General features: G+C 53.5%; 25 protein-coding genes. 20 read left to right on the forward strand and 5 right to left on the reverse strand.

Features of this window, described 5'->3' with window-relative positions:
* The first annotated feature begins 289 nt into the window (after nucleotides 1-289).
* The 5 genes from ACYVC2_RS06945 (at nucleotide 290) to ACYVC2_RS06965 (ending at nucleotide 3,892) form a co-directional block, all read left to right on the forward strand.
* The gene (locus ACYVC2_RS06945; RefSeq protein WP_461101578.1) at nucleotides 290-874 is read left to right on the forward strand and encodes a DUF1572 domain-containing protein; all 585 of its coding nucleotides are present in this window, start codon (nucleotides 290-292) and stop codon (nucleotides 872-874) included.
* A 223-nt stretch (nucleotides 875-1,097) separates the two neighbouring features.
* Nucleotides 1,098-1,484, forward strand: coding sequence for a hypothetical protein (locus ACYVC2_RS06950; protein WP_461101579.1), 387 nt, complete (start codon nucleotides 1,098-1,100; stop codon nucleotides 1,482-1,484).
* Between the two features lie 264 nt (nucleotides 1,485-1,748).
* The gene (locus ACYVC2_RS06955; RefSeq protein WP_461101580.1) at nucleotides 1,749-2,219 is read left to right on the forward strand and encodes a DUF2231 domain-containing protein; all 471 of its coding nucleotides are present in this window, start codon (nucleotides 1,749-1,751) and stop codon (nucleotides 2,217-2,219) included.
* A 68-nt stretch (nucleotides 2,220-2,287) separates the two neighbouring features.
* Nucleotides 2,288-2,953, forward strand: a complete 666-nt coding sequence (locus tag ACYVC2_RS06960; protein ID WP_461101581.1) for a Dps family protein — start codon at nucleotides 2,288-2,290, stop codon at nucleotides 2,951-2,953.
* Nucleotides 2,954-3,190: 237 nt separating this feature from the next.
* Entirely contained in the window at nucleotides 3,191-3,892 is a 702-nt protein-coding gene (locus tag ACYVC2_RS06965; protein WP_461101582.1) for a VIT1/CCC1 transporter family protein, read from the forward strand.
* A 48-nt stretch (nucleotides 3,893-3,940) separates the two neighbouring features.
* Here the strand turns inward: ACYVC2_RS06965 and ACYVC2_RS06970 are convergent, their stop codons facing one another.
* Both ACYVC2_RS06970 and ACYVC2_RS06975 read right to left on the reverse strand, forming a co-directional pair.
* Complete coding sequence (locus ACYVC2_RS06970) at nucleotides 3,941-4,132, reverse strand: hypothetical protein (RefSeq protein WP_461101583.1); 192 nt, start codon at nucleotides 4,130-4,132, stop codon at nucleotides 3,941-3,943.
* Between the two features lie 637 nt (nucleotides 4,133-4,769).
* Nucleotides 4,770-6,197, reverse strand: coding sequence for a cation:proton antiporter (locus ACYVC2_RS06975; protein ID WP_461101584.1), 1,428 nt, complete (start codon nucleotides 6,195-6,197; stop codon nucleotides 4,770-4,772).
* 314 nt (nucleotides 6,198-6,511) lie between these two features.
* Between ACYVC2_RS06975 and ACYVC2_RS06980 the strand changes: the two genes are divergently transcribed.
* From ACYVC2_RS06980 to ACYVC2_RS06995, 4 genes are read left to right on the forward strand one after another with little or no spacing between them, the layout of a single operon-like run.
* Entirely contained in the window at nucleotides 6,512-6,865 is a 354-nt protein-coding gene (locus ACYVC2_RS06980; protein ID WP_461101585.1) for a PadR family transcriptional regulator, read from the forward strand.
* A 46-nt stretch (nucleotides 6,866-6,911) separates the two neighbouring features.
* Complete coding sequence (locus ACYVC2_RS06985; protein WP_461101586.1) at nucleotides 6,912-7,412, forward strand: hypothetical protein; 501 nt, start codon at nucleotides 6,912-6,914, stop codon at nucleotides 7,410-7,412.
* A 57-nt stretch (nucleotides 7,413-7,469) separates the two neighbouring features.
* A complete protein-coding gene (locus ACYVC2_RS06990) occupies nucleotides 7,470-9,872 on the forward strand; it encodes an ABC transporter permease (RefSeq protein WP_461101587.1) in 2,403 nt (800 codons plus the stop codon).
* Nucleotides 9,873-9,913: 41 nt separating this feature from the next.
* Nucleotides 9,914-12,013: an acylase gene (locus ACYVC2_RS06995; RefSeq protein ID WP_461101588.1), complete on the forward strand. Its 2,100-nt coding sequence runs from the start codon at nucleotides 9,914-9,916 to the stop codon at nucleotides 12,011-12,013.
* Between the two features lie 43 nt (nucleotides 12,014-12,056).
* Here ACYVC2_RS06995 and ACYVC2_RS07000 read toward each other — a convergent pair whose 3' ends face one another.
* Nucleotides 12,057-12,365 carry a 2Fe-2S iron-sulfur cluster-binding protein gene (locus tag ACYVC2_RS07000; protein ID WP_461101589.1) on the reverse strand — a complete coding sequence of 103 codons (309 nt, stop codon included), beginning with the start codon at nucleotides 12,363-12,365 and terminating at the stop codon, nucleotides 12,057-12,059.
* A 128-nt stretch (nucleotides 12,366-12,493) separates the two neighbouring features.
* Nucleotides 12,494-13,498 (reverse strand): NAD(P)/FAD-dependent oxidoreductase, encoded by a 1,005-nt coding sequence (locus ACYVC2_RS07005; protein WP_461101590.1) that lies wholly within the window; start codon nucleotides 13,496-13,498, stop codon nucleotides 12,494-12,496.
* A 239-nt stretch (nucleotides 13,499-13,737) separates the two neighbouring features.
* Here ACYVC2_RS07005 and ACYVC2_RS07010 point away from each other — a divergent pair, with 239 nt between their 5' ends.
* The 5 genes from ACYVC2_RS07010 to ACYVC2_RS07030 all read left to right on the forward strand — a co-directional run bounded on the left by ACYVC2_RS07010 (nucleotide 13,738) and on the right by ACYVC2_RS07030 (nucleotide 18,093).
* Nucleotides 13,738-14,562: a hypothetical protein gene (locus tag ACYVC2_RS07010; RefSeq protein ID WP_461101591.1), complete on the forward strand. Its 825-nt coding sequence runs from the start codon at nucleotides 13,738-13,740 to the stop codon at nucleotides 14,560-14,562.
* Nucleotides 14,563-14,606: 44 nt separating this feature from the next.
* Nucleotides 14,607-15,623 carry a S41 family peptidase gene (locus ACYVC2_RS07015; protein WP_461101592.1) on the forward strand — a complete coding sequence of 339 codons (1,017 nt, stop codon included), beginning with the start codon at nucleotides 14,607-14,609 and terminating at the stop codon, nucleotides 15,621-15,623.
* 38 nt (nucleotides 15,624-15,661) lie between these two features.
* Nucleotides 15,662-16,690, forward strand: a complete 1,029-nt coding sequence (locus tag ACYVC2_RS07020) for a sensor histidine kinase (RefSeq protein ID WP_461101593.1) — start codon at nucleotides 15,662-15,664, stop codon at nucleotides 16,688-16,690.
* Nucleotides 16,691-17,503, forward strand: a complete 813-nt coding sequence (locus ACYVC2_RS07025) for a LytR/AlgR family response regulator transcription factor (RefSeq protein WP_461101594.1) — start codon at nucleotides 16,691-16,693, stop codon at nucleotides 17,501-17,503.
* A gap of 149 nt (nucleotides 17,504-17,652) precedes the next feature.
* Nucleotides 17,653-18,093, forward strand: coding sequence for an SRPBCC family protein (locus tag ACYVC2_RS07030; RefSeq protein WP_461101595.1), 441 nt, complete (start codon nucleotides 17,653-17,655; stop codon nucleotides 18,091-18,093).
* Between the two features lie 213 nt (nucleotides 18,094-18,306).
* On the opposite strand, the gene ACYVC2_RS07035 is transcribed toward ACYVC2_RS07030, so the two are convergent.
* Nucleotides 18,307-20,226 (reverse strand): M14 family metallopeptidase, encoded by a 1,920-nt coding sequence (locus ACYVC2_RS07035; RefSeq protein WP_461101596.1) that lies wholly within the window; start codon nucleotides 20,224-20,226, stop codon nucleotides 18,307-18,309.
* Between the two features lie 285 nt (nucleotides 20,227-20,511).
* Between ACYVC2_RS07035 and ACYVC2_RS07040 the strand changes: the two genes are divergently transcribed.
* The 6 genes from ACYVC2_RS07040 to ACYVC2_RS07065 all read left to right on the forward strand — a co-directional run bounded on the left by ACYVC2_RS07040 (nucleotide 20,512) and on the right by ACYVC2_RS07065 (nucleotide 26,375).
* The gene (locus ACYVC2_RS07040) at nucleotides 20,512-21,717 is read left to right on the forward strand and encodes a parallel beta-helix domain-containing protein (protein ID WP_461101597.1); all 1,206 of its coding nucleotides are present in this window, start codon (nucleotides 20,512-20,514) and stop codon (nucleotides 21,715-21,717) included.
* Complete coding sequence (locus tag ACYVC2_RS07045; RefSeq protein WP_461101598.1) at nucleotides 21,717-22,751, forward strand: SO2930 family diheme c-type cytochrome; 1,035 nt, start codon at nucleotides 21,717-21,719, stop codon at nucleotides 22,749-22,751. The genes ACYVC2_RS07040 and ACYVC2_RS07045 overlap by 1 nt, the downstream gene beginning before the upstream one ends.
* A 281-nt stretch (nucleotides 22,752-23,032) precedes the next feature.
* Nucleotides 23,033-23,395, forward strand: coding sequence for a hypothetical protein (locus tag ACYVC2_RS07050; protein ID WP_461101599.1), 363 nt, complete (start codon nucleotides 23,033-23,035; stop codon nucleotides 23,393-23,395).
* A gap of 185 nt (nucleotides 23,396-23,580) precedes the next feature.
* Nucleotides 23,581-25,149 (forward strand): serine hydrolase domain-containing protein, encoded by a 1,569-nt coding sequence (locus tag ACYVC2_RS07055; RefSeq protein WP_461101600.1) that lies wholly within the window; start codon nucleotides 23,581-23,583, stop codon nucleotides 25,147-25,149.
* Nucleotides 25,150-25,245: 96 nt separating this feature from the next.
* On the forward strand, nucleotides 25,246-25,761 hold the full coding sequence (locus ACYVC2_RS07060) for a GNAT family N-acetyltransferase (protein WP_461101601.1): 516 nt from the start codon (nucleotides 25,246-25,248) through the stop codon (nucleotides 25,759-25,761).
* A gap of 233 nt (nucleotides 25,762-25,994) precedes the next feature.
* Nucleotides 25,995-26,375, forward strand: a complete 381-nt coding sequence (locus tag ACYVC2_RS07065) for a response regulator (protein WP_461101602.1) — start codon at nucleotides 25,995-25,997, stop codon at nucleotides 26,373-26,375.
* The last annotated feature ends 55 nt before the right edge of the window (nucleotides 26,376-26,430 follow it).

The following is a 26,430-nucleotide window of genomic DNA, read 5'->3' on the forward strand; positions in this document are numbered from 1 at the left end:
GTTAAGAGGATTGCTTAGCGCTATGAAATAAACAGTTTATTTTTTACCATGCTTACCTTAAGGAATAAAATTCTATATATCAGTCGTATAGTAATATAAATTTATCGATCGCCAGTTGGTTTGTTGGCTCGTCATTATAAACCTGATCCGGCGTTGCGACGGTTTGCCATAACGGAGGCACAGCTTTCAACGAAAGTCTCGGTTTCACCCGTTATCTTGTGTTCCGTTCCGGCTAACCAGCTGCAGGCAAAAGACTTATACGTGTAATCCCTTTAATTCTGAAACGCTCATGGCCCAAGTACCTTTTGAACTCATCGCTGCTGACTATTTGAGTAGCGTCAGAAAACAGTTCGCCTATTACAAGCTGCTCGGTGAGCAAACCATCGCTCAATTACCTGACGAAGCGCTGTTCTGGCAGTATAACTCCGAGAGTAACAGTATCGCCATGATCGTTAAGCATCTTTGGGGAAATATGCTTTCCCGATGGACCGATTTCCTGACGACGGACGGTGAAAAAGCATGGCGAAACCGTGACGCTGAGTTTGAGAACGATATCCAGTCGAGAGATGAACTGCTGGCCAAATGGGAAGCGGGCTGGTCGTGCCTGCTCAACACAATCGATTCGTTGGGTAGTGACGATTTACAAAAAGAGATTTTTATCCGAAACATGGGCCACTCGGTACTGGAAGCCATCAATCGTCAGCTCGCGCATTATCCATATCATGTTGGCCAGATTGTTTTCATCGGCAAAATGGTCCGCGGCACGGAGTGGGCTTCGCTGTCTATTCCCCGGGGTAGTTCGACGCAGTACAATACTGAAAAATTTGCCCAGCCTAAGCATAAAGAACATTTTACGGATGAGTTCTTACGGTAAATATGGGTAAAAATACAAAGGCTGTTTAAGCTTTCCTGGTTCTGTATAGTAGGCCTTGTACTTTCTCTGGTTAAATAAGTCGCTGAAAATCAGTGAATTTATTTGCTAGAATTATTGCGCGAGCCTATTGGAGTTCATAGAATGTCTCTAAATTAGGGCGTAAAGCAAACCCACAGAAACATTAATCAGATCAACCTGTTCTAGTGGTATTCACCTAAGAATCATGAGAAAGATCGTTGCTTTTGTGCTGGCTTGCTGGATGCTGGGAGGGAGTGTTCTTCCTGGTTTCGGCATCGATCAGTCGGCGCACTGGGGCGATCTGATGGTTCATTTTCAGGAACACCGACAGACGAATCCGAACCTGAGTTTCGCTGATTTTCTGGCCATGCATTACGGGGCAAACTCTGAACACCAGAAACACCCCAACCATTCGCATCAGAACCTGCCGTCCAGCAGTCATTCCGCACCTGTCTACACGCCGGGGGCCATCAGACTGGAGGTTACTACTCCTGTACAATTCCTGAGATCGGCCAGAGCTGAATTCTTTCGCAAAGCCGATTTGTATACTTTTCTGGCCATTTTTGCCCTAATCAATCCCCCACGAGCCTAATCGGTAGTCTGCCCCTGGCCGAAGTGGGTCCATACGAATCGTATGGTGGCCAGGACTGTTCAACCCAAATTCCGTCTTTTTCGGAGTCAGTTACCAATCAACAGCCTGCGCTGATGCTATAGTCGCACGTTTACTGCCGGGTTATTCTGATGGATGAATCTGACTAATTAGTCCAGCTCATTGATGCTTCCTAACGGACATCGATCGGGGTGACTGGGTTGTGCTCATCTGTAATTTTCCATTTACTCAATCATTTTATGTCTTATGAATCTCAATGGAGCGCACTGGCATCTGCTGGTGAATCACTTTCCTATTGTCGGTAGCCTGCTGGCGACCATCGTGCTGGGTAGTGGCCTTATCCGACGCCAGGAGGCCGTCATTCAACTCGGGTTTGGCTTATTCATTTTTCTGACTGTCGCAACGCTGGTTACCAACCAGACGGGTGAGCGTGCCGAACACTACCTGCAATCCATTCATGCGCTGGACCGGCCGCGGCTACACCAGCACGAAGAAGCGGCTGATATAGCCAACATCGGCATGTACCTGACAGGCATTCTTTCCCTACTGGCCCTAACCTGGCAGCGGGCAAAACGGCAGCGTTTTCTGGCTGGTCTGATTTTCGTGCTGTCGCTGATCACCTGCGGGCTGATGATCAATGTGGGTCGTTATGGTGGTCTCATCATGCATACCGAGTTACGCGAGGAGTCGTCCGCGAGTGCCCCGGCTACCCGGTAGCCATCACCCTGTAAGTGCCCCTATTTTTATAAACAGTTCATTTTTTTATCAACGTTTCTTCAATTGGTATGATTATTCAATCGCGTGTTAACTCAATCAGTACGCTGAAGCTATGTGTCGCCAGTGGTGTATTTGCGCTGACCCTCTTGACGCAGCCTGCCCTGGCGCAAAACCGCCGGGCTGGCGCACAAGCCGGCACCAATGCTGCTGCCGAGCCCAATACTCCGTCCGGATCGTCGCTGGACAACTACCGCAATGAAAAAGCGGATCAATGGATTCCGCTGGAAGCCGAAAAGCGGCAGGCCATCAACGCCGATTTACAGGCTACTGTAGTCGAACTGCTGGAACTCTTTCACGACGCCAAACAGTCGCACTGGAACCTGCGGGGACCGCTTTATTTGCCACTGCACGAACAATTACAGGAATATGCCGATACCTACCGTGAGCAGGCCGATTTGCTGGCCGAGCGGCAGCTGCAGATCGGCATCCCAACCGATGGACGCACCGAGACGATTGTGAAAACAGCTAACCTACCTCAATTTCCGGCTGGCTTCCTGTCTGACCGGCAGGTGCTGGCCATCATGACCGAACGCATTTTTACCATCGCCAAACGCGTACGGCAACGGGTGGAGAGTACCAGCAAAAATGGCGACGAGGTGACATCTAACAAGTTTCAGGACCTGAGCTATATGCTGGATAAGCAGGTGTGGCAGTTCCGGGTTCATATGCAGTAAGGAGTTGACTGGAACAAGGTAATGATGCTTGATCGGAATGACGTCAAAGACGAGTAAGATCGATTCCTGACTTACTCCGGTCAACACCTGCGGGCAGAAAATACACTGCCCGCAGGCTGACACCTGGACAATCGACCAATGTTATCAAGCCCGAAGGCTGGCTATTTCGCCATCATTGTCCGATATTCATCTGTAATAAGCCGATATAAACTGACCACTACCGAAACTCTTACTTAGATGACAAGTACAGGCTATATCCATCACGAACAGCATATGCGTAGTTCGGACATGATTTCCGACATCGTTATCGGTATGTCGGATGGGCTGACCGTGCCGTTTGCGCTGGCAGCGGGCTTGAGTGGCGCTGTGGCCAGCTCGTCGCTGGTCGTTACGGCGGGTATTGCCGAGATTGTGGCCGGTTCGATTGCGATGGGTTTGGGCGGGTATCTGGCGGGACGGACGGAAGTTGATCATTATGATTCGGAGCGTCGTCGGGAAATGCAGGAAGTGGAAACCGTTCCGGAGCGTGAAAAAGAAGAAGTTCGGGAGGTGTTTGCAAAAATGGGTTTGCCGCCCGCCATTCAGGGTATGATTGCCGATGAACTGGCTAAAGACAAAACCAGGTGGGTGGATTTTATGATGCAGTACGAGTTGGGACTGGACAAACCCGACCCGAATCGGGCGACCAAAAGCGCGCTGACCATCGGGCTTTCCTACGTAGTGGGCGGGCTGGTGCCATTGTCGCCTTATTTCATACTCGCTAGTCCGCACGAAGCCCTGCTGTACTCATGCGGACTGACGCTGATCTGTTTGTTCGTATTTGGCTATTTCAAGAGTAAAGTTACCGGACAGCCACCCGTTGGTGGGGCCTTCAGGGTGATGCTGATCGGAGCGCTGGCCGCTGCTGCTGCCTTTTTCGTCGCGCGTTTAATTCAATAAGTCACAGGTTTTACGCAGCATTTTTATAAGGAGTCTAGGGTTCGGCTATCACCGAAATGTGGCGTTGTTTTTAGCCTCTTCCAGAATCTTAACGGCGTTCTTGTAGGCGTCGGCACGCACCAGATCCAGTTCGGCGCTTTGTTTGGCTCCGGCGGTCGATAAGGTTTCGTAGGCCCGGCGAAATTCACTTTCGAGGTTTTGCAGAATGGTCAGGGCCAGAATGTATTGGGCTTCGGTCATAGCGTTGAGGGTTAAGATCGGATTTTCTCTTATCCGTTGAATGTACGGATAGTTGATGGGCTTCGGGCTGCTTTTTGAAAAAAATAATATCTTTTTCAAACAATCCTGTTTCGGGTAGGTTATGTAGGTGTATTTCGTTCGAAGTAGCACACACTCACTTGAAACGCGGGTCTGGAGCTGCACACAGAGCGAAACCAAAAGCCAGGTGACTCTACGTCGTCTGGCTTTCTTTGTTTAGGCTCCTTCGAAAAATCCTATATCTTCGTTTATTACTATTAAGTTAGCTGTATGGTGGCCAATTACTTAAAATAGTTCAATGTGTCTATTTCGCCGTTGATCGCTGCTTTTAGACGATTCGTCCGGTAAAAACAGCGGTTGGTACCAATTTAGTAGCTTGATGATAGGCCTATCGCACATCTTTGTGTCATCATTCACAAACAACAAAAGCTAATGAGAACGAATCTAATGCACATCAACCGCCCGGCTCGTCCGCGCATCATCGAAGTAGGTGGCCCTGTAATTGGCCTGCGTGGTCGGACGATCTATCGGATGCGGGTTCGCTAACCGAACTCTTCCCGAAGCGGTAAGCTCCCCAACGTGGGAGCTTTTTTTATGCCCAGAGCCAGCTCACCGGGCGTTACTCTATTTCCTGTGGTATTCCTCCTGGCTTCGGGTTGACCAGCCAGTTGATCGCGTCCAGGGCGGGAACTGTCATAAAGGTCGTTAACAGCGCCATGATCACCATCATCGTAAAAATCTGCGGGGTCAATACGCCCAGATCATAACCAATATTCAGGACAACCAACTCCATCAACCCTCTTGTATTCATCAGCGCGCCAATGCTCAGGCTCTCTTTCCAGGTTTGCCCGACAAACTTTGCGGCCACGGTGCTTCCGACAAATTTTCCGACTACGGCTACCAGCAAAATCAGGCCGGCGGTTCCCCACAGGCTTGGGTCGTTGAGCAACCCTATCTGGGTTCTGAGGCCGGTGAACGCGAAGAACAAAGGCAGGAACAGGACCAGTGCCACATCTTCTATTTTATCGATCAGCAGGTGCCGGATTTTTACACGCTCCGGCATGACGGCTCCCGCCATAAACGCCCCGAACAAGGCATGAATGCCGATAATTTCGGTGATATAAGCCGAGCTGATCAGTGTCAGAAAAAAAAGGGCAACCAGTGGTTTGCTCAGGCGTTCCGGATGGGCGTAGGCGTTCCAGATGCGCTCCAGAAACGGCTTCACGAGGTTGATCATCAGGAAAAGGTAAGCAACCGATAAGAGAATCGAATAAACAGAACTCAGAGCAGAGCCAGCTTTTACGATAGCGATCACCACCGTCAGTATACACCAGGCGGTAATGTCATCAGCCGCGGCACAGGTCAATACGATCGTACCTAGTTTGGTCTTCTGTATGCCACGTTCCTGCACAATGCGGGCCAGTACCGGAAACGCCGTAATGCTCATGGCGATGCCCATAAACAAACCGAACGACAGAAACTGAACGTTTGGCGGGGCAAAGGACTGATAAATGAAGTAGGCCAGCCCCATGCCCATGGCAAACGGAAGAATAATGCTCGCATGACTGATGACGACCGCATCATTGGCTTTGTTGCGAAGCACTTTCAGATCGATCTCCATGCCGATGATGAACATGAACAGCAACAAGCCGATCTGCGATAGAAACTGCAGATTACCAAGTGACGGTTTAGGAAAAAGAACAGCCGAAACTTCCGGAAAGTAAAGCCCCAGTAAAGATGGCCCCAGCACAATCCCGGCAATCATTTCGCCGATGACCGTCGCCTGGCCTATTTTGGTACACAGCCAGCCGAACCCCTTAGCCGCCAGAATAATGACCATGATCTGTACCAGCAAAAGGGCTAAAGGCTGTTCAAGATTGTGAACGAAGGTATCCACAAAGTCTGACCACTGGCTGTGGCCCGGTGGATGAACCGTAATGTTTCTGCCCTGCTCCAGCCTGGTTCCTACTACAGCGATCCAGTAAATTAAAGCGGAAAAAATGCCAATGACCGAGACGTAAAAAAAGGTAGTTCTATACAGTTTCATCCGTTTTTTCTGGCTTAGGCTACTGACTTTTCAATCTAGTCCCTGATCGGTAATATCAATTCCAAAAGTACGACGACTCGCTAATTCAACTGCACGATTTAACGGTGGTACTCGTCTTTTTGTAAACTCCACCAGGGCAAACAGCCTGGTCGACGAACTGACGTACCGTTTCCCGCCCCTCCTCCATCGAGTGACCATTTAATTGTTTTAGGTTCGCCCGCCGGTGGCATCGTTAAAGTTTTATAACTGCATATTTTATATATAAGAAAATTATATATATTTGAGTCGAAGTTTGGCGCTAACACATTTCGGATATGGAATCAGCTAATCAGGAGTTCCTGCGGGGCACGCTCCGAACCATCGTTCTACGGTTACTGGCCCAGCATGGGCGGATGTACGGTTATGAAATTACGCAGGCGGTCAGAACGCGAACGGAGGGCGAACTGAACCTAACCTTCGGGGCGCTTTACCCGGTGTTGCACAAGCTTGAGCAGGAGGGGTTGCTGGTTACCCAGACCCAGGAGGTCGATGGTCGTCTGCGTAAATATTATGCGCTGACACCCAGCGGCAACGAAACCGCCGACCGGAAAGTTGGCGAGTTCGAACGCTTCATGTACCTGATGCACCTGCTCCTCAAACCCGCTCCCAACTGGACCGTCGGGCAGTAAACATGTTCTGATCACCCAACTTTTCGCCATAATCAATCCGTTTTGCATGAAAAAGCTAACCGTATCCCAACTGCGCCAGGTAAAGCAGGCGCTGCACCGAAACCATCCACACAGAGCGCTGCAGGCCGAATTACTGGATCACCTGGCGATGGATATCGAACACCGGATGGCTGCCGGACAGCCGTACGAGGCCGCTCTGCACCAGGTTATGGAGGAGGCCAGCCCGCAGGCCATTGCGCAGTTGAAACAAACGTATCAGCAGGCTCTGAACCTGGCCCCGATGCCGATTGTGTCGGGGCGTTTGGCTACCGGACGTTACCGGCGGCATCGTTCGCAACCGGGGCACTATCAGCAATGGCTTCAGGGTAGTGTGATTGCGTTTGTGACGCTGATGATTTGCCTGATGTGGGTGAGCCAGGTTTTTGCCATGCCCCTGAAAGCATTTGGCAACGTCTGGCTCGTGGGTCTGTCGAGTCTGTTGGTGGTCTTTTGTGCCCGCCTGCTGTTTCAACGCCGGTCCCGGCGAGTGCGGCATCGCTGGGGTTAAGCCACTCAGGCTGATTGGACTCAACCGTTTCCAACTCTTTTCTTCCCCCTGCCTTTTATGTTCGTACACTACCTGACCCTAACCTGGCGTCGACTCTGGCAGAACCGCTCCGTAAACCTGATCAGCATCGGTGGTCTGGCGCTGGGGCTGGCTAGTGGCCTGATCATTTTTCTGGTCGTCAACTACCTGTTGAGCTTTGACCGGTATCACCCCCACCTCGACCGGTCATACTGGATCGTGACCGACGTGAAGCAGGAGCGCGTCATGCCGACCGATGCCGCTCCCCGCCCGCTGGCCGACGTGCTCCGGCGCCATTATCCGTTCGTCGAAAGCGCAACCCGGCTGGAAACCTTTTTTGGGCGCACCATCAGCGTGCCCAATGGCAAAGGCGGCTGGGCGAAGAAGTTTGGCGAAGCCCGCAACATCTGCTTCGCCGAACCCGAGTATTTCGATCTGTTCGGCGTCGAGTGGGTGAGTGGCAACCCGAAAACGGCGCTGTCGGCTCCAAACACGATTGTACTGAGCGAACGCTACGCCCGGAAATATTTCGATACGGCACCCCCTATGGGCCGGACGCTGCGGCTGGACAACCGGACGAACCTGACCGTAACGGGCATCATCAAAAATCCGCCCGCCAATACCCAGCTTCGCTACGATGCCCTGGTTTCGTACGCGACCATTCCGGTACTGGAGAGTCCGGAGGCTCTACTGGACTGGAAGGGGCTGCAGGCCATGTGTTTCGTGCTGCTGCGGAAGGGCGCCGATCCGGGGCTGTTGCCGCGTGTATTGCCTGCCATTCGCCAAAAATACCTGCCTGCTAACGAAGCCGCCCGCTTCGATTATCAGGTGCTTCCGCTACGGGAGCTCAATCACGAGCGCAGCGGCATGGCCCCGCGTCCATTGCTGTATGCCCTGATCGGGGTAGGGCTGTTGCTGGTAATGGCGGCCTGCATCAACTACATCAACCTGGCCACGGCCCGGGCGCTCAAACGGTCGCGGGAAGTTGGCGTCCGGAAGGTGGTGGGGAGTACCCGGCGGCAGTTGGTGGGACAATCGCTGCTGGAAACGTCGCTGATTACACTGCTAGCGGTGCTGGTGGCTTTGCTGCTGACGCAGCTGGTGCTGCCGGTGGTCAACCAGACGCTGGCCAGTCAGGTCGATATGCTAAACCCTGCTATTTCGGTTGGAGATTTGCTTCAGCCCCGGGCAATCGTCTGGTTTTCCGGCCTGATTGCCGGAGTCGTTCTGCTGTCCGGCGTATACCCGGCGTTGGTTCTGTCGGAATATAGCCCAATAACCGCTCTGGCGGGTGCGATGGCCGCTCGATCTGCCGGTGGCTTATCGGTACGGAAGGGCCTGATTGTCGGACAATTTATTCTGACTCAACTCTTTCTGATAGGTGTACTGATCATTTCGGCTCAACTCCGGCACATGCAGACCGCCGACTGGGGGTTTCAGCATACGGCCCGGCTGTCTATCTGGTTATCACCACAGGGAGCTATTCCTAACGACCTGCTCCGCGAGCGCTGGCTCCGCATTCCCGGAGTGAGCGGACTTACGTTCGGCAGCGATCCGCCCGCTTCCCCCTACAACCGCCCGAGCCAGTTCAGCTACCACACGGCTACCGAACCTGAGCCATTCGAAACCCGCATCCGGGCCGCCGACGAGCAGTATCTGTCCGTATTTGGCTTGTCGCTGGTGGCCGGGCGAAACTTCCGGCCAACGGATACGACCGGTAGGGAAGTACTGATCAACGAAGCACTGGTGAAGCAGCTGGGCGTGGTATCGGCGGCTGCGGTGGTGGGCAAACGGATGCGTATCAAAGAAGCCGACCGCACGATCGTCGGCGTCGTTCGGGATTTTCGCAGTGGGGATCTGCACAGTCCCATACTGCCCGTTACGCTCATTCATGATCGGCCGCACAGCCGCATGGCCATACTCGCTCTGGCGCCGAATCCGGCATCTTTTACTCAGAAAGCCATTCAGCAGGTCTGGGATGAAACCCTGCCCGATGAGGTGTACCGCGCCGATTTTGTAGACGATCTGCTGAAGACATTCACCGATATGGAGCAGTTGCTGGCGGCTTTGGTGCAGGTATTTGCTGGTATCGCCATCGCAATGAGTTGCCTGGGGTTGTACGGCCTGGTAACCTTTATGGCTGAGATCAGAGCCAAAGAGATCGGGGTTCGTCGGGTCATGGGAGCCCATACCGGCCAGCTGCTCTGGCTGTTTGGCCGGGAGTTCGGTAAGCTGCTTGCACTGGGATTTGTTGTGGCGGCTCCCCTGGGCTGGTGGCTGATGGCAGGCTGGTTGCAGCAGTACGCTTATCGCATTTCGATGAGTGGCTGGCTGGTTGTCGCTGCGCTGGTACTGACCGGCCTGATAACCCTCCTGACCGTATTGCGGCAAGCCATGAAAGCAACTACCGCTAACCCCATTCAATACCTGCGGGCCGATTAGAGTCTCAATCCATTCATTCCAATCCTTAATTTTCTTAACGTATGAAGGTATTTACTGCTGCCTGTCTGCTACTACTGTCTCTATTGAGCGCTGCCCAAACGGCTCAGCGCGCTGGTTCAGCGAAGCCAGCACCGGTTTCGAAAAACGAGATTCTCTGGGACACCGACGGGGTACCGCACGTCTATGGGAAAACCCTCGAAGCCATGTATCACGGGTTTGGGTATGCCCAGATGCAGAATCATGCCAACCTGCTCCTCCAGTTGTACGGGCAGGCGCGGGGTCGCGCAGCTGAGTACTGGGGAGCCCAGTACCTGGACTCCGACAAGATCGTAACCCTTTTCGGGCTGCCCGAACGGGCGCAGCAGCACTATCGGCAGCAGGAAGCCGACTATCAGCGGTGCCTGGATGGTTTTGTCAGTGGCCTGAATGCCTACGCCAAAGCGCATCCGGACGCTATCGGAGCCGAGTTCAAGCAGGTACTGCCCATCACAGGGCCGGATGTGCTGGCTCATATCAGTCGGGTAATTTGTCTGGAATTTATCGGGGGAAATGAAGCTGGTGCGGCCCGGCTGATGCCGCCCGGTTCAAATGCCTACGCGATAGCCCCGTCAAAATCAGCGTCGAAAAAAGCCATGCTGCTGGCTAATCCGCATCTGCCGTGGGAAGGCTTCTTTCTCTTTTTCGAAGCGCACCTCAACGGTCCCGATTTTATGGCTTACGGCGCCAGTCTGGTGGGGCAGCCCGTGCTGAACATCGCTTTTACCAACAACCTCGGCTGGACCCATACCGTGAATACCATCGACGCGGCCGACCGATATCTGCTGACCCTACAGGACGACGGCTACGTGCTGGATGGTGTCAAACAGGCGTTTGAGCAAAAGGCCGTCGTGCTGCAGGTGAAACAGCCCGATGGTCAGCTCAAGTCGCAGTCGATCACATATCGCTATACCAAACACGGACCGGTCATGAATAGTCAGGACGGGAAAGCCTACGCCCTGCGGTTCGCCGGTCTGGATAATCCGTCCATAGCCGCGCAGCACCACGCCATGGCCAAAGCCCACAACTGGACCGAGTTCGAGACGGCACTGAAGCGGATGCAACTGCCCATGTTCAACGTCGTTTATGCCGACAAAGCCGGTAATATCCTGTATCTGTTCGACGGAAACGTACCCCAGCGGAGCACGGGCGACTGGCCGTTCTGGCAGGGCACTGTCGATGGGTCGTCGTCGAAATACATCTGGACGCAGACCCATCCGTATGCCGATCTGCCCAGGGTGTTCAATCCGTCAACTGGTTTTGTGCAGAACGCCAACGATGCGCCCTGGAGCTGTACGTATCCGGCCGTGCTGAACCCGCAGTCCTTCCCGGCTTATCTGTCGCCGGTGGGCATGCCGTTGCGCCTACGCCCTCAGCGTTCGATCAATCTGGTGAAAGACGACGCATCCATTACGTTCGAAGAGCTGGTGAATGATAAACTCAACACGGGCATGGAAGCCGCCGACCGCTTTCTGGATGATTTGCTGGCCGCTATCGACCCGCAGGCAGACCCGGTTGCTCTGGAGGCCGCTTCGGTGCTCAAAGCCTGGGACCGGACCACCAATGCCGACAGCAAAGGAGCGATTCTGTTTACCGCCTGGTTCGATCAGTTCAAGCCGGGCATGGCCGCGGTGGGGTGGGACCCACAACACCCGGTCAGCACGCCCGACGGGCTAAAAAATCCTAAGCAGGCGGTCGAACTGCTGATCAAAGCGGCTGGTCAGGTGCGGCAGCAGTACGGTCGTCTGGATGTCGCCTGGGGCGAAGTAAATCGGTTTGGCCCGGCGGGGCAGGACGTTCCGGGAAGTGGTGGGTCGGAACAGTATGGCATCTACCGCACGATCTACTTTGCTCCCGATCGGCAGCAGCCGGGCAAGAACCGGGCTGTTTCCGGAGATACCTACGTTGCCGTGACCGAATTCGGAGATCCCGTGCGGGCGCAGGTATCGCTGAGTTATGGCAACGCGAGCCAGCCGGGCAATAAGCACCGGGGCGATAACTGGCAACGTATGTCGGAGAAAAAGCTTCGCCCGGCTTTGCTGACCCGCCCCGACATACTGAAACATCTTGAAAAACAGGAAGAGCTGACGATGGATAATGAGTAGCGGGGGACGCGGTCTCGACGACCTTACGTAGTAACAACCGGCGTCAGGCTAGCTGAAAAATAGCGCCCTCAAGGGTCTCGTCGACGCGGATCTGGCATGACAACCGGCTGTTCGGTTCAGGGTTTGGCAAAGTATCCAGCATGTCCAGCTCGGCATCCTGCGCAGCGGGCAGCGCATTGAGCCCGTCCAGCACGTGTACGTGGCAGGTGGCACAGAGAGCCATGCCTCCGCAGGTCGCCAGAATGTCGTATTCCGACGCTTTCAGCACCTCCATCAGGCTCAGGTTAATGCCTTCCGGAATCTCGATCGGCTGCTGGTCGCCGTTACGGTCTTCAATCGTGAAATGGATCATAGGAAATGTAGTAGTTAGTGACTAGTTGATAGTAGTCAGAAAAGTATTGTCAGGGCTCGTATAAAAACTAGACGGCCGCTTGCACTGGCCTTCACTAAGTACTATCGACTGTCTACTGGCTACTTAATTTAAAACGTGGGAACGCCGTTGACGGTCGTGTATTTAAAACTCAGTTTCTGGTCGGGATGGACGTAGCGGAAGGCGCTCTGGCACATCAGCGCGGCTTCGTGGAAGCCACAGAGAATAAGCTTGAGTTTACCCGGATACGTGTTGATATCGCCAATGGCGTAGATGCGCTCGACGTTGGTCGAATAATCCGTGGTGTTCACGCTGATTGCCGATTTGTCGATGGTGAGGCCCCAGTCGGCAATCGGGCCGAGTTTAGGCGTCAGGCCAAAAAGTGGAATCAGGTTGTCGGCGGGCAGAACCGTTACCGACTTGTCTTTCGCCGTTATGCTCACCTCTTTCAAATGGCCGTTGCCGCCGAGGCTGGTGATGGTAGATTGCAGCACCAGGTTAATGCGTCCCTGGCTGGCCAGTTGAAATACTTTCTCGGCCGAATCGGGCGCTCCTCTGAACGTGTCGCTGCGGTGTACGAGGGTTACTTCTTTGGCCACGTCGGCCAGAAAAACTGTCCAGTCGAGGGCCGAGTCGCCACCGCCCGCCAGCACCACCCGGCGGTCGCGCAGTTGCTCCGGATTTTTCACCATGTAGGCAACACCCTTGCCCTCGAAGCGTTCGAGATTCTCGATTTCGGGTTTGCGCGGCTCAAAACAACCCAGCCCACCGGCGATGACAACTACCTGGCAGTGCACCGAGGTGCCGTCGTTGGTGGTTAGGATATATGAACCATCGCTCTGCCGGTCGAGGGTTTCGACGCGCTCGCCCAGCGTAAAGCCCGGATTGAAAGGGGCAATCTGGTCCATTAGGTTATCGACCAGCGCCTGGGCGGTGATGGACGGATAACCGGGAATGTCGTAAATCGGTTTCTGCGGGTAGATCTCCGAAAGCTGCCCGCCGACCTGCGGCAGCGCATCGATCAGGTGACAACGCATTTTTAATAAACCCGCTTCAAAAACGGCAAACAGACCCACCGGACCCGCGCCAATTATGCAAATATCTGTTGTTACCATTGGGTTGGATAGTATGCGTGTAGTCACATACTATATTGAAATACCCTGCAAAGGTAGCCAGAGGCCTGGCCCGGGGGCTATCAAAAAATAGAATGCGGGATAAGCAAAAGGAATAGGGGAGCGCCCTGGCTGCCATCTTTCCAGGTTAGGAATCGGTATCTTCCGGTTCGTCGGTAAGAGCTTTCGGTTCCGGTAGGATAGCCGCAACTTTGTCATGGCAAATCAACACCACCGACCTCATGAATTTCTTCATCAATCTGGTTGTCAGCGCTACACTCTTCATCGGACTTATGGCATCGGCCAGTGGGCAGGCCTATCAAAATACCATCGGCCTCTCGGTCGGAACGTTTCGGCTCCGGTCGCTCGATCAGCAGGCGTCCGTATTGGAATACACAGGTAATGTCTGGCCGCTGATCGGGTTGTCTTATCGCCATCAGTCAGATCGTTCGCGGGTCAACCTGCGACTTTCGGGCGGGGCCGGGCAGATGAATCCGACACGCTTCGGTGCCCGGACGTATACAACGCCCGTGGGCGATGGCAAAACCTATTCGTATCAGATTTCCTCGGCTATGTATACGGTGGCTCTGGAAGCCGATTACCTTCGGCGCGTAGGTTCGGCAGAGCCTGGCAAACTTACGACCTGGGTCGGCGGCTCGCTTCAGGAAGCGGCCTGGTATGCCGATGAAGTGGGTAATTTCCCCTGGATCGTCAACACAGTTTCGCTGGCCCCGGTGGTACAAACCGATTATGCTTTTCAAGCGAACCATAGTCTGTCACTGCGGGTGGACATGGCCGTGCTAGGACTGATCAGCCGCGCTATCTGGTCGAATTTTCCCAAGTCGACCCGCGATACGAACGTTTCGGCCTATTTCAAACAGGGGACCCACGCTACCACAGTAGGCAAACTCGCGAATGTGAACGTACAGGTTGGCTACCGTTATTCCCTAAGTTCACGGCTGAGTATAGGGGCTACGTATCGCGTTCGTTACCTGTCGTATCCCGATCCGCAACCGATTCGCGCAGTCAGCCGCACGCTTTCGCTGGATGGAGAAGTTCATTTTTAACCCTACAACTCAGTCACCTGGAACGGCTACACGTCTGTCAACTCATGAAAACGACACTTATTTTTGCTTTGGTTCTGTTCTCTACCGCTTGTACTTCGCAGCTGATCGGCCCGCAGACCATCAATTCGCCCGTTACGAATTTCGATTATTTATGGCAGGAATATGACCGCCTGTACGGCACTTTCGAACCCAAAAAAATAGACTGGGCAGCGGCCTACAAAACCTATCGCCCGCAGGTGAACGACCAGACGACCGACGCAGAACTATACCGGGTAATGACGAAATTACTCGACGTGCTCGACGATAATCATGTATACCTGCGCCCCACGGTCGATACGAAACTACCCTGGTATTCGGGCGGGATTCTGGGCCGAACAAAAGTGGAAGATTATAACCCCGACGTGGTGAAAACCTACCTGACCTGCACTAAGCCAGTGACCAGCGAATTTATAGTCAGTAAGATCAGGCCCAACCTCGGGTATATTCTGCTCAGGGGTTTCGAGCAGAATTTTGCAACCTACGAAAAAACGATGGATTCCGTACTGACTTACCTGGTGGAGACAAAAGGGATGATTATTGATCTGCGTGACAATGGCGGGGGCGAAGACCGGGTGGCGCAGTACATCGCCAATCGCTTCGCTACCGAACGGCATTTGTCCTTTACGGTGCGGATGCGCAACGGCCCACTCCACACGGACTTTGCTCCCGAACTAAAATTCTACACCGAACCGGCGGGGCCATTTCAATATACCAAACCGGTGATCGTTCTTACTAATTTGTCGTCGTTTAGCTCGGCGGAGACGTTCCTGCTGGCAATGTTGCAAAACAGGCAGGTGACCCAGGTAGGCGACATTACCGGTGGTGCTTTTTCGGATGCGCTCCCGCGGGATTTACCAAATGGCTGGAGCTTTCGGGTGCCTATTGCCGACGTACGCGATGCCGCCGGAAAGAGTCTGGAAGGCATTGGGATTATGCCGAAATACCGGATCAGGAATACGCCGGATGACTTAAAGTCGGGTCACGACCGGGCGCTGGAACGAGCCATCGACTTGTTGCAATGAGTCTGCCTGCTTATTTTGTATCCTTCGGACAACAGCGAATGATACGGTTAAACGACAAGTGGTTTCGGCTGGTGGGTATTCCCGTACTGGCTCTGCTGGCTAACTGGATTTTCTACGACGAAATCAACCGGCAGCATGACCAGCGTTTCTGGATTGACGGGATCTTTAGCCTGCTGGAAGTATCCCTGCTCTGGACCTTCAGCCGGTATGGCATCCTGCGATCGCGACGGCGCTATCCTGCCCTGAGTCAGACGCGCCAGCGGATTCTGTTCCAAATCCTGTGGTTCGTCGTTACGACTACGGCGTTCCGGCTACTGACCACGTTTCTGTACGACGTTACGCTGATCTGGGGATACCATTATACGCCGATTCGGTACGTGTACAATGTAGCGGTCGGCCTCTTCGGGGTTATACCCGTAGCGGCTATTTATGAAGGTATGTATCTGTATCGGCAATGGACCGTCACCTACTACGAGGCCCAGGAGTTGAAAAAAATAAACCTGCAGACCCAGCTGGAATCGCTCAAGGAACAGGTAAAACCGCATTTTCTGTTCAATAGCCTCAACACGCTGCAAGGGCTGGTGATGGAAGACGCTAAAGAGCAGGCTGTGGCATTTATCATCAATCTATCGCAAGTATACCGGTATCTGCTGCAGAGTAGCGAGCAGGTGCTGATTCCACTGGCGAAGGAACTGGCTTTCATTCAGGCTTACGTCGATCTGCTCAAAACCCGATACGAACAGGGGCTGGTGCTGGAAATCGACGTGTCGGCCAACGCGCTCGACTATCATCTACCTCCGCTGACGCTCCAGATGCTGGTGGAAAATGCCGTGAAGCACAACCGCATTTCGACCCGCCACCCGCTTACGATTCGTATTTACAGTGATGCTGCCCGGAACCTGGTGGTGATGAATAATCTGCAGCGAAAACAAACCGTGGTATTGTCGAACCAAATGGGGCTGGCCAATATTACGGCCAAGTACCGACTGCTCAACCAGCCCGATCCGGTTATCTGTCAGACCGATACCATTTTTCAGGTGTCGATTCCGTTGCTTCTAACAGCCTAAATGATGAACGTACTGATTATTGAAGACGAAGCGGTGGCGGCCCGGCAGCTTAAGGCGATGGTCGAACGGGCGGGCGATGATATTCATGTGCTGGCTGTGCTCGACAGTATCGAGCGTTCGGTAGAATACCTGCAACAAAGTTCTGAAAAGCCAGAAAACGCCCATTCAACGGTTCGTCCCGATTTGATTCTGCTGGATATTGAGTTGTCTGATGGTCAGAGCTTCGCGATCTTCAATCAGGTTTCGGTAACTAGCCCCGTTATTTTCACGACGGCCTACGACGAATACGCCCTGCGCGCTTTTGACGTCAATAGTGTCGATTATCTGCTGAAGCCAATTCAGGAAACGGCGCTCCAGAAGGCACTGCAGAAATTCCGGAATCTGCGCCAAACGTACGGCAGTCAAACCACTGTAACCCTGCCTGTCGATGACTTGATCCGGCAGCTTAGCGAACGTCAGGCGTCGGCTCCAGTGTTTCGGGAACGGTTTCTGGTACACATCGGCCAGCGGCTAATTCCCGTCGACAGTGGGGAGGTTGCCTATTTTTACTCAACGAATAAAATGACGTTCCTAAAAACCCATACAGGCAGTCACTATCTACTCAATTATTCGCTCGATGAACTGGAGAAGTCACTTGATCCGCGGCAATTTTACCGGGCCAACCGACAATATATCATAAGCCACAAAGCCATTCGGAAACTGCACTTGTATTTTAATAGCAAACTAAAAATAGATCTGCAACCCGCGCCAGACGAAGAGGTGCTCATCAGCCGCGAAAAAGCGATGGCGTTCCGGCATTGGCTGGGCGAATAAAGTAATTAATAGTCGCCGGATAGATTCTTCTGGCAAATACGACAAGTGAATTTCTGCCGGATGTCAGGCGCGTGGCGTCGAAGCCGACTAAACAACTCCTGCCCCAAACCGCTTTTACAGAAAAACCTGGTTATAACCGACAAAGGCATATGGACGAGTTTGTTGTCAGGAAAAAAATCAGCCTCGATGTGGAGCCTGCTGTGGTATGGAATGCCCTGACCAATCCGGCGCTGACGAAAAAATACTTCTTCAACTGCGAAGTCTTCTCCGACTGGGAAATCGGCAGTACGATCCTGTTTACGGGCCGGATATTTCTGATTAAAAAGATCGAAATGAAGGGCATTATCCTCGACATCGAACCCGCCCGGCTGTTGAAATATACGTTAACAAACGGTGACGATGCCGACGATCCGGACGCTGGCTTCTCGACCGTGACCGACGAGCTGACGTACGAAAACGGGCAGACGATTCTGTCCATTACCGATGACGTTGGGTCGGGCGAAGGGGCAAAAGAGCGCTATGAACGATCGGTAGAAGGCTGGGATAATATCCTGAAAGGACTGAAAGAAGTAGTAGAAGGGGAAGCCTGAAAAGCATGGGCACCCAGCCTATAGCCGGGTACCCATGCATAAAGACGAAGCTGTTCGGTCGTTTTACTCTCTATTGACAGAGCGCATTTTTTGTCATCCCGACAAAGGAGGGATCTTAAAGCATCTTTACCAGAGCATTAGGAGAATTCAAGATCCCTCCTTTGTCGGGATGACAAACCCCCTAAAAACGTCAACGCTATTGAGCGTTAGCGCTTACTTACCGATGGTAATCTCTTTTTCCTTGTAGCCGCCCCGCGTGGAAAGCAGCTTGAGTTTCGCCTTCACCGGTCCCGGCTGAGCCAGCTTCACCCGGAACGTCGCTTCTTTTTTCTCGCCTACGTTGGTATAGCCCGCGTAAATCGTTTTGTCGAACAGTTCAGGCTGGGTGATTATAACTTTGGCGTCTTTGAACCCTTTCAGCAGCGCTTTGTCGATGTCGAGCGTAAGCCGGTCTTCCTGCACCATCTTCACCCGCTTAGCCTGCTCCAGCGCAACGGGCAGCTTTCCGGAGTTCGTCCAGCTCGCTTTGATCTCGTATTCGTTGTTGGCCAGCGGTTTTACGGTCACGTCGGTCAGCTCGATCTGCGGCAACTCTTTTGCCATGGCCAGGTTGAACTGCGATTGTTTGGAAATCCAGTTCTCCAGAATCCAGGCCGGGCCGTTCTGCGAGAAAAATTTAGGATTGAAGCCACCAATTTCTACCTCGCCCAGTTGCGGATGCATCATTTTGGTCCAGAGCCTGAATCCGCGCTTTCCGTTGGCTTCGTCGTCCCACATCAGCGCATCGTACTCGTCCCGGTCGCCGTCGCCGTCGTAATCTTTCATGGCTCCGTTGTTCCAGAGTTCATCGCCGTACCAGACCGCGCCGTACTGAAAATACCCGAAATCCGGCCCGTGACCAAACAGCGGTTGCGGCTTCGAGGGGTCGCCGGTCAGGCGGTTGACTTTGTTGCGAGTGTTATACACGTCATACACGTCGCCTGCCCACGGATAGCCCGTAAACGAAAGCCCCAGGCTGTCCATGTGCTTGTAAATAGCCTCGTCGGCCGGAAACATGCTCTCGGCGCTGGCCGACGTGGAGGGTGGCCGCAGGTGCATCGGCACGCTCGTATCCATCGAGTTCACGACCGTAATGTTGGGGTGGCCCATCAGCCAGACGTAGGTTGCCCGAGTTTCGGGTTCGCTGAGCGGGTATTCGCTGGCTCCGCCCTGGGTATAACCCCGCCCCGTAAAGTCGCCCCCCTGATCGGGACGCCAGTTTTCGGGATAGTTGCGGTGGTTATCGAGTCCGCCGATGCCGTCTTCGTTGAATTTGCCGTCGCCATCGTTATCGATGCCTTCGGTGTAAACGATGTACGTACCCTGACCGGCCTGCACCCGCTTCATCAGTCGGCCCGATTTATCTTTTGGATCGATCACGTAATCCGCTTTTTCCAGCTCTTCTTTGGTTGTGGCTTTTTTCCGAATCTGGTAAATGACCCCGTCGCCGTCGAGGTCATCGTCCGGATCTTCGTCCATGAGCCCGTCGCGGTCGTTGTCATTCGGGCGCACGGTACTGCGGTTGCGCTGCGCCGTAAACAGGTACATGGTTGCGCCGTCGGGGTTATTTTCGGGGCGCAGGTAGATCGTCTTGGTGTCCAGCAGTTTCGTGATCGACGCATCTTTGCCGTAGTTGTCCAGCAGATGTTTGGCAAGCCAGAGCACCGCTTCGCTGCTGGTCACTTCACCGCTGTGTCGTCCACCTTCGAAATAGGCTGCGGGCTTGTCGGTATGCTTGCCTGTTTTCTTGTTGGTGAGGGTCATCTGCAGGATCGGGCGACCTTCGTAGCTCCGGGCGACTTCGTACAGATCCACCAGATTCGGGTATTGTTCGGCCCATTTCCGGCACCAGCCATACATCACGTCGGGCGTATGATATGTATCGAACGTAAGGGCTGACCCCATCTGGTACTGTACGTCCTTGAACTTGTGCTTCTTAAAATAGCTGATCCCGTGTCGTTCTCCTTTGACGGTGTACACTTTTCGGGCGGTATCCTGTTCAGGCCTTTTTTCTTCGGTACCGTAGTAGGATCGCTGAGCGTAGAGAGTCGATGAAAGAAGAAGGCAGAGTACTAACGCAAGGGGTTGTTTCATGGAAAATGGTTGTAAAGAGGTAACGATGGGCAATTTTGTACGGAATGCATTTGTCCGGGCAATTTATAGACTATTTCGGCTGTGTGAGAAAAAGCAGAATAATCTATTTGAAAAATACCTCACATGCCAATATAAATTTATATTCTGTTGGCTATAAGCTCGACGATCTATCAGCCGAGAAAGCGTCGGACCAACTCCTGGGTTGACCGAATTCGAATACACAAGTCAATAGAATGGCTAAATGGATATATATTTACTCATTACTCTGTCCTAAATCCAGTACCCATGAAACCGTATCATGTACTCCTGTTGGCTTGCCTGATAAGCCCAAAGCTCTGGGCCCAGGCCGACGTTCAGAAACGCTATCAAACCCGGCTGATCATGGCCGAAAACGGCAGCACCGTCGACCTCGACGCGGGCACGTTTACCTTTACCGGAACCCTGTCGCTGGAAGACAAGAAACGGATTGTTATCCGGGGGAAGGGCATCGACAAGACCGTGCTGAGTTTCAAAGGGCAGACCGACGGGGCCGAGGGATTGCGGGTCTCGAATGCCGAAGAAATCGTTATCGAAAACCTGACCGTTCAGGACTCGAAGGGCGATGGCATCAAGACCATGAACGTCAAAGGCATTACGTTTCGGAATGTGAAAGTCGAATGGACCGGCCCTCCAAAAGCTGAGAATGGTGGTTACGGCCTTTATCCGGTGCAGTGCGATAACGTTCTGATCGACGGCTGCACGGCCATCGGGGCCTCCGACGCGGGCATTTATGTGGGGCAGTCGCGCGGAATCGTGGTCAAAAACAGCAAAGCCTACCATAACGTAGCCGGTATCGAGATCGAGAATTCGCGGAATGCCGATGTGTTCGACAACGAAGCCTACGAAAACACGGGTGGTATTCTGGTTTTCGACCTGCCCGACCTGGTGCAGAAACAGGGCGGAAACGTGCGGGTTTTCAACAACTATGTGCACGACAACAACCTGCCCAATTTCGCCCCTGCGGGTAATATCGTCGCCAGCGTTTCCGACGGTACCGGCCTGCTGATTCTGGCTGCCAATGGGGTAGAGGTGTTCCGGAATCGGTTCATCCGGAACCAAAGCGTGGGAACGGGAATCATCAGCTACCTGCTGACCGAACTCCCCATCAAGGACAAAGCCTATTACCCGTTTTCAACGGCGGTATCGATTCACGACAATGTGTACGAGCGAAATCCTGGTCCGGCCAGCCCGCGCGGTCGATACGGCAAACTTTTCAAAGAGATTCTGAAAGCCGATCAGTCGGTGCCGCACATCATCTACGACGGCATCGCCGACCCCGCTACGTTCGATAAAGAGGGGAAACCGCTGCCCGACCGGCGCATCTGCATCCGAAACAACAAGAACCAGAGCGTCGTCAACCTCGATGCAGGACGTGGCTTTAAGAACGTGTCGCTAGAGGCTGCTCCGTTCGATTGCCAGCTGGCTCCTCTAAAAACCATGGCGGGTAAATAATGCGTAGCAATCTCTCCATCGGCTTGTTTCTGCTGGTTGCCTGGCTGACGCTGGTGAGCGGACGGATGGCGGCTGTGCCCGAAAAATTATCGGATTACGGTTTTTTCAACGGAAAGCTGGCCAATCAGCAGCCTGCGCCGGGCGTGGTTCCGTACGCGCTCAACACGCCCTTGTTTTCCGATTATGCCGAGAAACTTCGCTTTGTGAAACTACCCGCTGGTCAGTCGGTGGCCTACAACGACACGGCGGTATTGGCCTTCCCGATCGGCACCACCCTGATCAAAACCTTCTATTTCCCAACCGATTTTCGGGATCCGGCCAAAGGCCGACGCCTGATAGAAACGCGGCTGCTGGTTCACCAAACAGAAGGCTGGAAGGCGTTCGATTACGTCTGGAACGACGAACAGACCGACGCCTTTCTGGACGTGGCCGGCGACACTAAAACCGTGCGGTACGTAGATATGCAGGGCCAGGAGCATCAGCAGCCATACCTGATTCCGAACCTGAATCAATGCAAAGGGTGCCACAACCGGGCCGAGAAGCTGGTGCCGATTGGTCCGTCGGTGCGGCAGCTTAACGGCGAACTGGCTTATACCGGCGGCACAGAAAACCAACTGATACACTGGCAGCGGTCGGGGCTGATTACGGGCCTACCAACGCTGGAAAAATGCCCGAAAGCGCCCGTCTGGAACAAACCGGAAACTGGTTCGCTGGCCGACCGGGCGCGCGCCTGGCTCGACATCAACTGCGCCCATTGCCATAACCCCAGCGGTCCGGCCATGACGTCGGGGCTGAACCTGAGCGTTTCCGAGACTAATCCAACGGCCCTGGGTATTTTGAAAGCGCCCGTTGCCGCCGGGCGCGGGTCGGGGGGGCGGCCATTCGATATCGTACCGGGCAAACCCGACGAATCGATTCTGATCTACCGGCTGCATTCCACCGATCCGGGTGAGATGATGCCCGAACTGGGCCGCAAAACCGTTCATACCGAAAGCCTCGACTTGCTGCGGGAGTGGATCAAAGCGATGAAGTAGCGCAAAATAATTAAACGGGTTTAGTTGGTAGGGGAACCTGGGTATGACCCCTTCGGGGTCACATAGTTATAGTCTAGAATGGGTTCTATAGCTATTTGACCCCCAAGGGATCATACCGCTACAAACAAACTCAATGTCGGGCATCTACTCGACCTTTTGCTCACCTGATAAATTATTGTCATACAACTAAAATAGGTCATCGCCTTCTTTTGACCCACACAAACTTGAACAAACCGTGCTGCTCGTAGTTTATAATACAAATAAAACATATTCTCAACGATATGAAAATCGCAGTAGAGCAGGGACAGGCAAAAACCCTACTGACCGACGGTCAGCATGAGGTGACCATTACCCACATCGACGAAGGAACGAGCGAACACAAGGGAGTTCCTTTTTTTGCCGTTCGCTTCGAAAACGAAGACGGCTATGTTTCACACCGGTTTTACCAGTCGCAGGCTGGCATGCCCGCCATCGTGGGTCTGTTCGAACAGGCCGGAATCGACGTTAAAGAAGGGAAAGAACTCGATACGAAGCAGTTGCTTGGCAAAGTGGTAACCATCGAAGTAGGCGAACGGGCTTATACCGATCCGGAAACCGGCAACGAGCGTACGCTGAAGCAGGCCATTAATTTCCTGGTCAGCTAAAGCTGGATATGCATGGAAAAGCGTCGGCAAACACCGGCGCTTTTTTTATGATCGGTTGAACGAGTAGGCGTACCACGGTTTGTTCTATTGAAATAAGGTCGACGCGAAAGGCAGGCGCAGAAAAAGGCCACGTATCGGGTTATTTGCTAAGTTGCATCCTGGATACAACCTCTTCCTGCACGCGTATGAAACTGTTTTTACCAAGTCTCCTCTTGTCGGCGTCCACTCTCCTGGCCCAGCCTGCGAACCGACCGGTGGCTCACGTAGCCGACTACAAACCGCCGGTCTTTACGGATGCCGATCGCCTGAAAAAGCTGGAAGTCGCCTTCCCGATCGTCGAAAAACTGTACCGGGAGCGTATGGAAAAAGCGCATTACCCCGGCGTCGCATTCGGGATTATGCTGGATGGCAAGCTCGTGTATTCGGGTGGCTTGGGCTATACCGATGTGGCGAAGAAAATTCCGGCAACATCCAAATCGCTGTTTCGGATTGCGTCGATGACCAAGAGCCTGACGTCGATGGCGATTCTGAAACTCCGCGACGAAGGTAAACTCCGGCTCGACGATCCCGCAGAGAACTATATCCCGGAGTTGAAAAACCACAAATACCTGACGGCCGACGCGCCCCGTATTACGGTTCGTAATCTGATGACACACTCGGCGGGTTTCCCCGAAGACAATCCCTGGGGCGACCGCCAACTGGCCGACTCCGACGCCGATCTGCTCAAGCTGATCAACGGCGGCATTTCCAATTCCAACGTGCCGAGTTTCGGGTATGAGTACAGCAATCTGGGTTTTGCCATGCTCGGGCACATCATCAACGTTGTGGCGGGCAAACCCTATCAGCAGTACATTACCGAAACCATTCTGAAACCGCTGGGCATGAACGACACCCAGTGGGAGTACACCCGCGTACCGGCCGAGAAACTGGCGCATGGCTACCGCTGGCAGGACGAGCAATGGCTCGAAGAACCGCTTCTGCACGACGGTTCGTATGGGGCTATGGGCGGCCTGATCACGTCGATCGAGGATTTTAGCAAATACGTCGCGCTGCACCAGGCTGCCTGGCCACCGAGAAACGACGCCGACACCGGTCGGAATGCCGCATCACCTGTCAAGCGGAGTTCGATTCGGGAAATGCACCAGCCCTGGACGATTTCGGGTCTATCGGCGCAGGCCCGAAATTCGGCGGGGCAGCTTTGTCCGGAGGTGAATGGGTACGGCTACGGCATCCGCTGGGGGCAGAACTGTAAGGGACAAACGGGCGTCGGGCATACGGGTGGGTTGCCGGGTTTCGGCAGCCAGTGGCGCATCCTGACCGACTACGGTATCGGTATCATCTCGTACGCCAATTTGACGTATGCCGGTATGGGTTCGATCAACGCGGCTGTGCTGGATACGCTGGTTGCCATTGGTCAGCTGAAACCGCGCCAACTACCCGTGTCGACTATTCTCGCTCAGCGCAAAGCCGAGCTGGTGAAGCTGTTGCCTAACTGGACAAACGCCGAGCAGAGCGGTATTTTTGCGGAAAACTTCTTCCCCGACAAACCCGTTGCGATTCGCCGGAAGGTGGTGCAGGATTTATACGCTAAAGTCGGGACGATCCAGCGCGTCGGCGAACTGGTTCCGGATAATCAGTTGCGGGGACATTTTCTGCTGGAAGGCGAAAAAGGCGCTATTGACGTGTTCTTTACGTTAACCCCCGAAAACCCGGCCCTGATTCAGCAACTCGATTTTCGGGAAGTAGGTAAATAAAATGGGTCATTTCTGGCTGATAAGCGCGGGTTTCCACCCGCGTTACCAGAAGTGACGATGAATGACGTGCAGCAAATGACCAATAATGACAATCGTATGAGGCAGACATCCATATCGACCGCTACGGAACAGGATGTTCCGGCGCTGAATCGCCTGGTCAACAGTGCTTATCGGGGCGAAAGCTCCCGGAAAGGCTGGACCACCGAAGCGGATCTGCTGGGCGGTATCCGAACCGATGAAGACGCCCTCCGGACGATGCTTCGCAATCCCTCGGCCAGGATTCTCAAATATGAGGAAGCGGATCAATTGATTGGGTGCGTGTATCTGGAAACGAAAGGGCATGACCTGTACCTGGGCATGCTGACCGTATCGCCCGAGGCACAGGCCAACGGCATCGGTAAACAACTGCTGGCGGCTGCCGAACAGATTGCGGTTGAAGAGGGCTGCCAGGCCATCACCATGACGGTGATCACAATTCGCCACGAATTAATTGCCTGGTACGAACGACGCGGATATCGACCCACAGGCGAGACGCAGCCCTTTCCAAACGACCCACGGTTTGGGTTCCCGAAACAGCCACTGGCGTTTATCGTGATGGCGAAAACCCTCTAACGGGCTGGTGGCGAATCGGTTTGTGTAGCCTGATTGAGGTTTGCTGGTAACTGTAGCCTCAGTCTAGCCGTGAAGAATTAAAAACCAGTCACTGAATCCGTGACGAACCGGTCAATAGAATCGTTCGGGTAAAAAGTGAGTGTTGTCTGGTTTTGACAAATATGCGCTTTTGTGTTTGCCGATTTAACTGCTAATTTCACCACCATAAAACGAAACACGATCTTTCAAACTATATGTCAGCTTCCAAACGCGTCCTGATTGCCGAAGATAGCTCTGTTATCCAGAATCTGGCCCGCAAAATTCTTGAGTTCCAAAACTACGACATCACGGCCGTGAAAAACGGAGAACAGGTTCTGCAGATTCTCGAAAAAGAAGATTTCAGCATTCTGCTGTTAGACATCAACATGCCGCTGATGGACGGTATGGAGTGCGTTCGGCGGGTTCGGGCTTTACCTGACAAAGACAAAGCCGGTGTACCCATCGTTGCTATTACGGGCAACGCCAAGAATTATACCGAAGAAGAATTCAAAACCGCTGGTTTCAACGATGTGCTGGTGAAACCGCTCAACTTCGACCGGTTGGTTGAAGTTGTCAATCAACTTACTGATAAATAAAGAGTAACTACGTGAACGAGTGAGCCATACAGGCTATTCACTCGTTCACCGCTCC

It is taken from the genome of Spirosoma koreense, assembly GCF_054777875.1.